The sequence below is a fragment of the Ktedonobacterales bacterium genome, assembly GCA_036557285.1.
Taxonomy (GTDB): Bacteria; Chloroflexota; Ktedonobacteria; order Ktedonobacterales; family DATBGS01; genus DATBHW01.
Genome location: DATBHW010000026.1, coordinates 1 through 7,136, shown reverse-complemented (window position 1 = coordinate 7,136; position 7,136 = coordinate 1). Strand labels below are relative to the sequence as shown.

At 58.5% G+C, this 7,136-nt stretch carries 4 protein-coding genes and 1 tRNA gene; 4 read left to right on the top strand and 1 reads right to left on the bottom strand.

What is annotated here, in order from left to right:
- Positions 1-33 precede the first annotated feature (33 nt).
- A tRNA-Pro gene (locus VH599_08490) sits at positions 34-110 on the bottom strand.
- A 296-nt stretch (positions 111-406) separates the two neighbouring features.
- On the opposite strand from VH599_08490, the gene VH599_08485 reads away from it, so the two are divergent.
- The 4 genes from VH599_08485 to VH599_08470 all read left to right on the top strand — a co-directional run bounded on the left by VH599_08485 (position 407) and on the right by VH599_08470 (position 7,072).
- The gene (locus tag VH599_08485) at positions 407-2,620 is read left to right on the top strand and encodes a tetratricopeptide repeat protein (protein ID HEY7348340.1); all 2,214 of its coding nucleotides are present in this window, start codon (positions 407-409) and stop codon (positions 2,618-2,620) included.
- A 207-nt stretch (positions 2,621-2,827) separates the two neighbouring features.
- The gene (locus VH599_08480) at positions 2,828-3,667 is read left to right on the top strand and encodes a hypothetical protein (GenBank protein HEY7348339.1); all 840 of its coding nucleotides are present in this window, start codon (positions 2,828-2,830) and stop codon (positions 3,665-3,667) included.
- A gap of 45 nt (positions 3,668-3,712) precedes the next feature.
- On the top strand, positions 3,713-5,161 hold the full coding sequence (locus VH599_08475; protein ID HEY7348338.1) for a hypothetical protein: 1,449 nt from the start codon (positions 3,713-3,715) through the stop codon (positions 5,159-5,161).
- 159 nt (positions 5,162-5,320) lie between these two features.
- Positions 5,321-7,072: a peptide ABC transporter substrate-binding protein gene (locus tag VH599_08470; protein HEY7348337.1), complete on the top strand. Its 1,752-nt coding sequence runs from the start codon at positions 5,321-5,323 to the stop codon at positions 7,070-7,072.
- Positions 7,073-7,136 lie beyond the last annotated feature (64 nt).

The window sequence follows — 7,136 nt, the reverse complement described above, 5'->3', positions numbered from 1 at the left end:
ACCTATCGCTGCCAGGAAGGCGCGGGGGTCATCTGGTCGGGGTGAGAGGACTTGAACCTCCGACCTCAGCGTCCCGAACGCTGCGCGCTAGCCGACTGCGCTACACCCCGAAAGATTCTGGCTATTTGGTTGTCGAGTGCCAAGAGAAACGAGCAGCGCCATCTGTTATCACTACTCATCTCGTGTCCTCGCGCCCCTTTGCGTAACTAGTATAGCATAGTTTCCGCTTGACGGTCAAGCAGACGAGCGAAGATTTCTCGTCGCCGGTTGCGCAAAGATCGAAACCCTCTTTTTTTGACTTCTTGCCGCCCTGAAGACTACAATGAGGTCTGGTATCACAATTGCAGGCACACAACGCTATACGGATAGATTACGGCTCATCAGGTACAATCACAGGAGACCTCAGGTGATAGAGGATAAGACCAGAGCAGAGGCCGAGCGTTACTTACAACGCGGCATCTCTGCCAGTAGTGAGGGGCGCATTGATGCGGCAATGGAGGCATTGCTCCAGGCAGAAACACTCTTCCGCCAGCTCAACGATATTGCCAGGCTGGCCGAATGCCGTACTGTAATGGGGGAGGCGCAGCGGCAGAACGGGGCATTCGATCAGGCGGCTTCCAGTTATGAACGAGCCATTCGTTTTGCCCAGGAGGCGCGCCAGCCGACTCTGGAGGCAAATGCCACGCTGGCCTTGGGACATATTGAACGCCTGCGCAGCCAAAACGACCGGGCACGCGGCTGCTACGAGCGCGCCGCGCGCCTTTTCGAGCAGCAGAGTCAGCCGACAGGCCAGGCCAGCGCGCTCCTCGCGCTTGGACATATTGAACGCGGGCGCGGGCATCTCAAGCAAGCCAGGAGCTATTATGGCGACGCTGGACGCACCTACCAGCAGATCAATGACCAATTGGGGCGGGCAGACGCGCTGCGCGGCGAAGGCGATATGCTGCGGCAGCAGCGCCATTTCGATGAGGCCAGCGCGCGCTATCAGGAGGCGCTGGAAATTTCCGAGCGGGGGCAAGATAGCTTTGGCACAGTTGACACCCGGCTGGGCCTGGCGCGCTGTTACCTCCAGGCTGGGCAATTGGATGAGGCCGCGCAGCTTTTCAGCCAGGCCGCGCAAAGCGCCAGTGAGCTTGAATATGCGCTTGGCAGCGCCGATGTGTTTTTGGGGCTGGCCGCCCTTTCGATGGAGCGGGGACGACCTGACCAGGCGCTGGCAAGCGCAGAGCGCGCCGCTGAAATCTATCGCACTGCCCGCAGCGGCCAGGGTGAAGCCGATAGCAACCGCATCCTTGGCGAAGTCCACATGCGACGTGGACAGCTCTATCAGGCGCAAGCCGTTTTCGAGCGCGCCACGCGCACCTATAAAGCCGTCAAATACCGCCCCGGCCTGGCCGAAGCAACTCTTGGATTAGCCGAGGCGCTGCGCCGCCGCACTCAGCTTGATCGCGCCCGCGACACCTTCAGCGAAGCGCGCCAGATCGCCCAGGACATGGAATATACACTTGGCGAGGCAGCGGCCATGCTGGGGTTAGGCGCGATTGCTCACCAGCGCGGACAGGTAACGCAAGCTGAAACATCCTATCGGGATGCTGACCAGCACTTTGAGGAGGCAGCATACCTGCTGGGCCAGGCTGAGGCTCAGCTTGGCCTGGCGCGTCTGGAAATGGAGCGCGCCCATCTGGACGAGGCCGCTGCCCAGGCTAACAAGCTCGTTGAGCGGCTGGCAAGCAGCAGCGGCCAGGTGAGTTGGGCGCAGGCGCTCTTGCTTCAGGCCGAAATCCTGATGAGTAGAGGACGCCTTCAGGAAGCGGCAGCCGCTTTTACAACTACTCGCCTGGCCGCGCAGAAAGTCATCGCGTCGGCGGTGGAGGCCGAGGCGTTGTTGGATCTGGCGCAGGTCGAGCTTGAACAGGACCAGATCGAGGCCGCCGCAGCGCACTATCATGAGGCTGGAACGGTGGCCCGCGCCGCAGAAGAACGTATCAGTGAAGGACTGGCGAACACGGGCCTCGCCAGCGTCATGCTGCGCCGCGAACTCTGGGACGAGGCGCTGGAGCGCTTCCAGGAGATGCTGCCGCGCTTCCGAGATGTTGGCGATGCCGACGCTCACGGAGGCGCCTTGATCGGTATCGGTCTGGCGCAGCGTGGGCTGAGCAACTATGGCCCCGCTTTGCAAGCCTTTGCCGAAGCGGCAGAACTCTATCGCGCCGCCGAACAACCGCTTGGAGAAGCCCAGGCTCTCTATGGGCATGCCAGCGTTCTGGTCGCTCAGCAGCAGGTGGAGGAATCCACGCCCGCCTTCGATGCGGCCATTGATCGAATCGAGCGCACCATGCCGCATTTAGCCTTGGCGGATGATCGGGCCGCCTTCTTGCGACGTTGGCTCAATCTTTACAGCGATACGATATTGAGCAACCTGCGCACAGGCAGAGATGAACGCGCCCGCGCGCTGGCAGAGTCGTTTGCCTCGCGGGCAGGCGCCGCTGAACTGGCCGCACAACTAAAAATATTTGAAGAGCATATTACGACGAAAGGCAGCAACCTGACCAAAGAGCAGCAGGAACAAAATAAAAGCCTGGCTCGAAGAATTAGCGACCTGCGCAAGCGGCTCAAATAAGCGTTTCTGGCGCGTTAAGGGCGCGCGCCAGAACCAAACATCGCGCCTCCTTGTCTACAAGGTTGCATCTCTGCTCCAGCCGCCGTATCATAGGCTTGAGAGGAGAGTTTCTTTCCAAAGCAGAGCAACGCACGAGAGAAAAATTCATGACAACTGGCATCACTACGCCAGCGCATTTCTCAGGTTCTCCCAGGCAGATCGGGGGGCATGGCAGAGGACCATTACCATCAAACCTGCGCCCCCCTGGAGGGTAACACCATGCAACTGCGCTTCTTGCAAGGGGACGCCCAGGCGCCCAGGGGTCACGCAATCCTGTTTGCTCGCAGCAGCGCCAACCCGCAGCGCGTGCTTGCCGTCTATTGTATCGTGCTCCCTATTCGGTTTTCCATTGGGAAGTTCATCCCACCCATCCTGGCTGCCCAGATGCCCGCAGAAGGCTTACGCGAAGCTGCGGGCTTGAATTATGTGCCTATCCCCCCGATGCTGGAGGAGACCGACAGTCTGGACCAGCTAGAGCGTCTCGCTGAGCTGCGTGGTGACGATCTCTGTGAGATCAGCTCCAGCGTCAGCCCCGATGATGAAACCACCCGCTTCACTTTGCCTGCCGAAGCAGGCGAAGCCTACGCCAGTTTGTATATGAACTACGCCAATGCTTCGCTCGCTCAATTGGAATCAGCACCTCACCGCGAGCAGATCAGAGATATGCCGCTCGACGATCTGGATGTGGAGGCGCTGTTGAGCGGCGGCCTTTCCGAGCGGGACCGGCTGGAGGAACTGGCAAAGCTCATCGGCACAGCCCGCTACGCATTGGAAGGAAAAGACGCGCGCTTACTGCGCGAAACCGAGCAAAAGCTCCGGCGCACTGCCGAGCCGCTCCCCGAAAAATACAAGGCAAGCGAACTCATTAAGGCTGCTCTGGAGCCGAACGAACGAGGCTTGAAGCTGGCAAAGCTGTACCTGGAACGCGCTAATAAACTGCTCTATGAGCAATATGCTGAAATCCCGCAGATTGAACGCGATATTCGTGCGCTCACCACCGATGCCTGATATTTGAACACAGGGTTATTCTCATAATGGAGGTAGATTGTTCCAGTGTCTGTGAAACATACCACCGATTACGCGCCATTGATTGATGCGGTTGCCAGCGCCAGAGCCGACCATATTGCGCGGGAGGTTGTCCACCTGCTGCGTAGAAAAGTCTCACCCTTCTTCATCATCGGGAACGCGGGCGTTCCTGCCGCCTGGGGCGATACAGAAGGCCATCAACTCTGCACGCTTGCCGCTGCCGGGCATATTGCCGATTGGATGCGTTACATCCCGGCCAGCGGCGAAGCAGATGATGAAGAGCGCCGCGTGCTTGGCCCTGCATTGCCATTGACGCAGGCGTTGTCCTTCGCTGCTCCCGCCGTCAAGGCCGGAGAACGGACTCAACCGGCGCTGCCAGAGCCACTCTTTCCCGCCAATATTACCCATCCCCAGGGCATGGATGGCGCGCTGCGTGAAGCGGTATGCGCCGGACAGGCTCATAAAACGATGCAGCTTCTGTTAGGTTATTATGCTACCGGCACCGATTATCGCTCCTATCTGACGAACGTTTACCGCGCCATCACCGAACACTATACTGCTGACGGCCACATCTTGATCTTCACCCATCGCTCCAGCCAGGTTCTTGATATGGCCGGTTGGGCCGATAAGCTGCCGCCATTTATATCCTGGCTGGCTCCGCACCTGGCAAGCACGCTCCCCGATGCCCCTTTCCTGGCCGAAGCCCATGCCTTCCTGAGTCATCCAGCCCACGATTTGAAGCCCCTGCGCACGCGCCTGGCCCCGGCCAACGATGCAGCCGCCGGGCCAGAGATACTTCGGTCCATCCTGCAAGGCACACTTGAGGAAACCTGGGCAGCAGTCCTGACAGCCCTGAAGGATGGCGCCAGGGGGCATGCGGTTGGCTCAGCCATTGTGCTGGCCGCCGCGCGCCGCTTCTTGAATACCCCTGAGAGTGATGCAGCCGCCGTCACGCGCGCCGCGCATGGCCTGCTGGTTGCCAGCGCCGCGCGCACGGCGGTATCTCAGATTCAGGATATTGAAGTGCTGCCCATCCTTTTCATCGCCGCTGCTGCTGTCAACTCGCTGCGCGACGTGGAGCAGATTGAAGCCTCCCAAACGACCGCTCCCACCAGGTCAAGCGCAGGCAGCCTGGTTGGTGGTATTCTGGCTCCCGTATTGCTGCGCTCATTGGAGCAGCAGCTTGAGGCTGAAGATGAGCAGTCTGCCCAGGTATCGGCGCGCCGCTATCTCCAACTCGGCCACCCGGCACGGGGTCTTGTGGCAACTATTGCCTCTGTGGCCTGTCAGGGGGATACCAGTAGTGACCAGGGCCATACGCTCCTGCTCGCCCAGGCAGCCGCCGAAGAGTACCTGGCCCTGCCGCCGCATCTGCAAAACGAAGGGGAGACGCTCCTCTCGGTTGGTGTACGTGCCGCTGCGCGCCGCCCCAAGGAGACCCATATCCTGAAGGTGGTGCTGCGGACAAGCGCATAGAACAGACGCTCATCGTCATTCACCTGGCAGGAGAGGCAAATAGCCCGTTTGGGCTGTTGAAATTGACAATTCACAGCTCTGCTAGTAGAATAAGCCGCCAGATACACAAGCAAGAACACGTCTGGCGGCTTATTGATCTTCATAGGCGGAGCGAAAAGGATGCAAACACTTACACGGGCAGGCATTCATCGGGGTCAACTTTTCTTTGGCCTCCTGGCACTGCTGGCAATGCTATTGGTGGGCTGCGGCCCAAGCAACGGAAGCGCAAGTCAACTCGATGCCAATCAAGTCTTTACCTGGCCCCTTATTCACGTAGCAAACTTTAACAGGCTCGTCCTCGATCCGGCCAACGTAACAGACCTCTATTCCGCCACCGTCACCAATGCCATCTACTCAGGGCTGGTGACGACCGACCGCAGCCTCAATGTCATTCCCGATCTGGCAACCGCCTGGGAAATCAGCCCTGATGGTCGGACCTATACCTTCCACTTGAGACCCGACCTGCACTTCAGCGATGGTGCGCCGCTCACCGCGCAAGATTTCGCCTACAGTATTAACCGTGCGCTCGATCCAAACATCTGTGTTCCGGTTTCGGGGCCAAACTGCAAGGGCAGCCCTCCCGCCGGCATCTATCTGAGTAACATCAAAGGCGCCAGTGATCGGCTCAGCGGAGCCATTCCAACGCTGTTGGACGTCGGTTTGCTGGTTCCAGATGCGCAGACACTGGTGATTAAATTAGATCAACCTGTGGCCTACTTTCTCGAAGCATTGACGTACCCCACCGCCTTCCCGGTGGAAAAAAAGCTCGTCGATCAATATGGCAACAATTATCCACAGCACAAAGACTGGACCACGCACCTGGATGAGGGCGGCAGCAGCGGCCCCTTTATCATCAAATCCTATGAGGACACGAAACTCACCCTGGTCCCGAACCCATACTGGTTTGGTCCAAAGATCACCCTCAAAGAGATCGTTCGCCCCTATGTAGCCGATCCGGTTGATGCGTACAGTGGGTATCGGCAAGGGAAGTACGATTATAGCGAGGTGCCTTCCCAGGAATATCAGGCGGCCAGAGATCAGGAAGACTTTCATGAAATTGGCCTCCTCCAGACCAGCTATATTGGCCTCAATCAAGGCTCCCCACCATTTGATGACGTGGACGTTCGCCAGGCTTTTGCGCTTGCCATCAACAAACAATTGATTGCCGACCGTGTCCTCAACGGCTCAGCCTATCCCACCAACCATATCATCCCACAGGGTATGCCCGGCTTTTACACAGCCCTGACGGCGCCAGGCATCAATTCACGCACCGTCACAGGAGACCCCGATACAGCCAAAAAACTGCTCAACGATTATTACGCCCGCAACCCGGATGATAATGGCAATCTGTCTGTCGATCTGGCCTACACGAATGAAAGCACCGACACGGTGCGAATAGCACAGGCGCTCCAAGCCATGTGGCAAACTATTCTCCCCGGGATCACAGTCAATCTCAAGGGGATGACGTTCCATGATCTGGTAACAGCGGTTCTGGGCACCACTGTTGGCAACCACGACGGCGCTTTGCAGATGTGGATGCTTGGCTGGAGCGCCGACTACCCTGATCCGCAGGACTGGCTGAGTCTGCAATTCTCCAAGGGGTCTCCCTACAACGCTTCCAACTATCAGGATGGGAAAGGCTACACTGCCTGGAAGCTGATGAGCCAGGCAGATATAGAGCAAGACCCCACCAAGCGGATGAGCCTCTATAACCAGGCTGAGCAGCAACTGGTGAATGACTGCGCGTGGATTCCCTATATCCAGCCAAAGGGTATCTGGCGTATTAAGACGTACATTCAAGGCTTCAACCCCACGGCGCTGGATCTGCTCTCTGATCTGGATTGGGCCAACGTCCAGGTGCTTGCCCACTAGGCAGAGCAGACGCTTACGTCAGTGAGCCAGAGGAGCGGTAGAACGCAGGATGAACGCCTGCGTT

Bases quoted from the DNA above. Each gene is read 5' to 3' on its own strand.
- VH599_08480 (HEY7348339.1), top strand. From the start codon at position 2,828: ATGGCAGAGGACCATTACCATCAAACCTGCGCCCCCCTGGAGGGTAAC.
- VH599_08470 (HEY7348337.1), top strand. From the start codon at position 5,321: ATGCAAACACTTACACGGGCAGGCATTCATCGGGGTCAACTTTTCTTT.